The organism is Streptomyces colwelliae (assembly GCF_048158785.1).
Lineage (GTDB): Bacteria > Actinomycetota > Actinomycetes > Streptomycetales > Streptomycetaceae > Streptomyces.
In genome coordinates, this window is sequence record NZ_JBLTJC010000720.1 from 1 (window position 1) to 2,115 (window position 2,115).

Annotated in this window: 3 protein-coding genes; all 3 read left to right on the top strand. The window is 68.9% G+C overall.

The window, feature by feature from the left end; genetic code table 11:
• The first annotated feature begins 373 nt into the window (after positions 1-373).
• The 3 genes from ACNFOC_RS53610 to ACNFOC_RS53620 are packed head-to-tail and all read left to right on the top strand — an operon-like array spanning position 374 to position 2,036.
• The gene (locus tag ACNFOC_RS53610) at positions 374-853 is read left to right on the top strand and encodes a helix-turn-helix transcriptional regulator (protein ID WP_416966202.1); all 480 of its coding nucleotides are present in this window, start codon (positions 374-376) and stop codon (positions 851-853) included.
• Positions 850-1,284, top strand: a complete 435-nt coding sequence (locus ACNFOC_RS53615; RefSeq protein ID WP_416966200.1) for a VOC family protein — start codon at positions 850-852, stop codon at positions 1,282-1,284. Before ACNFOC_RS53610 ends, ACNFOC_RS53615 begins: the two co-directional genes overlap by 4 nt.
• Positions 1,281-2,036 (top strand): class I SAM-dependent methyltransferase, encoded by a 756-nt coding sequence (locus tag ACNFOC_RS53620; protein WP_416966201.1) that lies wholly within the window; start codon positions 1,281-1,283, stop codon positions 2,034-2,036. Before ACNFOC_RS53615 ends, ACNFOC_RS53620 begins: the two co-directional genes overlap by 4 nt.
• The last annotated feature ends 79 nt before the right edge of the window (positions 2,037-2,115 follow it).

Consider the following 2,115-nt stretch of genomic DNA (forward strand, 5'->3'; position numbering starts at 1 on the left):
GCCTGAAGGGCCTCGTCCTCAAACGCCGGACGGGCTGATTTTGTGGGCCTGTGTTGGTAGGTCCCGGGCGGGCTGGATTTGCGGGCCTGCGTTGGAAAGTGCCGGGCGGGCTGGATTTTGCGGGGCCCGTGTCGGGAGGTGCTGGACGGGCTGATTTTGTGGGCCCGCGTCGGGAGGTGCCGGACGGTCTGATTTTGTCGGGAGGTGCCGGAGCTGCTGGATTTGTGGGGCGGCCCGTGTCTGGAAGAGCCGGAGCGGCCGATGCGGTCGGTCGGATTGGCCCGGGCCGGTATCGGGAAGTCCCGGAGTCGGCGGATTCATCGGTTCGGCGGTGATGTCAGTGGGGCGTGCCACCATCGGGTGTGTGGACAAAATGCGGCAGTTGCGTCTTGCCAAGGACGTCATGGATCGGGACTGGGCCGAGTCGGAGCTCGACCTGGGGGCGGTGGCTGCGCGTGCCGGATATTCGCGGTATCACTTCCTGCGGGTCTTCAAGGAGGCGTACGGCGAGACGCCCGGCCAGTATCTGACGCACCGGCGTATCGAACGGGCCGAGGAGATGCTCCGTAGCGCCGATCTCTCGGTGACGGAGATCTGCAATCTGGTCGGCTTCAGCAGCCTCGGTACGTTCTCGGCGCGGTTCAAGGCGCGGACCGGGCTGACGCCGAGCGAGTATCGGGTCAGGCATGTGGGGCGCGGGGCCGCGCTGATCCCCGGGTGCTACGCGATGCTCTGGGCCGGCGGTTTCCCCACCGCAACTTTGAAGAAGCGTCGTGCCGCTCGCCCTGCCTACGGTGATGAGCAGGAAGCCATCTCGGCATCAACCTCGTCCGACAGGAGTGCGGAGTCATGATCCAAGGCTTGGGCATCGCCACCGTGTGGACCTTCGACCAGCAGCGCACCAAGGCCTTCTTCACCGAGAAACTCGACCTGGAGATCCGCGACGAGATCTCGATGGGCGACATGAAGTGGGTCACCGTGGGCGCCAAGAACCAGCCCGGCCTCGCGCTCACGCTGATGAGCCTGGACGGGCCGGGCCTCGACCCCGAGTCCGCCGAGGCGTTGAAGAAGCTGGTCAGCAAGGGGGTGTTGGGTGCCGGGGCGTTCACTACCGATGACTGCCGCGGTGACCACGCCACCTTCAAGGCACGCGGCGTCGAGTTCCTCCAGGAGCCGACCGAGCGGCCGTACGGCATCGAGGCGATCTTCCGCGACGACAGCGGCAACTGGTACTCGCTGACCGAGCGCAGCGCGGAACTGGACTTCTCGAAAGACTTCGGATGACCCGGGAGCAGCCGGTGGCGGAGGTCGAGCCGGATCACACCGCTGTGCGGGTCGCCCTGTGGCGGGCCCTGCACGTCCGGGCCGATCCGGCGCCGCACGTGATCGACGACGAGGTCGGGCTGCGCCTCGCGGACCCCGGGGACGACTGGCGGGAGCGTCCCGACATGGACGTCGACGCCACGCGCCGTATCCGCGCGTCGATCGTGGCGCGGGCCCGTTTCGTCGAGGACGTGGTGGAGGAGCAGGCCGGGCGGGGTGTGGAGCAGTACGTCGTCCTCGGCGCCGGTCTCGACACCTTCGCCCAGCGGCGTCCCGAACTGGGCGCGAAACTCCGGGTGTTCGAGGTCGACCAGCCCGGCACACAGGCCTGGAAGCGGCGGCGGCTCATGGAGCTCGGGTACGACGTTCCGGACTGGCTGCGGTTCGTGCCGGTCGACTTCGAGGGCGACTGGTGGGGGCGGCTGGCCGCCGCCGGGCTCGACACCGGGCGCCCCGCCGTGGTGGCCGCGACCGGCGTGACCATGTACCTCACCCTGGACGCGATCACCACCATGTTCCGCCGGGTCGCCGGCCTCGCCCCTGGCTCCACCCTGGTTACGACGTTCCTCCGGCCGGTCGACGACGTGGAGCCGGAGCAGCGCGCGCAGTTGGAGGTCGCGGTGCGGGGGGCTCGTGCCGCGGGCACACCGTTCCTGAGCTTCTTCACGCCGGAGCAGGTGCTGGCGGTGGGCCGTGAGTGGGTCACGAGATGATCGCGTTGAAGAACAGCACGCCGCCGGCGAACGCACCGCCACCGGCGAGAAGGCCTGCCGCGGGTGTACCGCCGGCCCA

Coding starts and splice junctions, on each gene's coding strand:
- ACNFOC_RS53610 (WP_416966202.1), top strand. CDS start 374: ATGCGGCAGTTGCGTCTTGCCAAGGACGTCATGGATCGGGACTGGGCC.
- ACNFOC_RS53615 (WP_416966200.1), top strand. CDS start 850: ATGATCCAAGGCTTGGGCATCGCCACCGTGTGGACCTTCGACCAGCAG.
- ACNFOC_RS53620 (WP_416966201.1), top strand. CDS start 1,281: ATGACCCGGGAGCAGCCGGTGGCGGAGGTCGAGCCGGATCACACCGCT.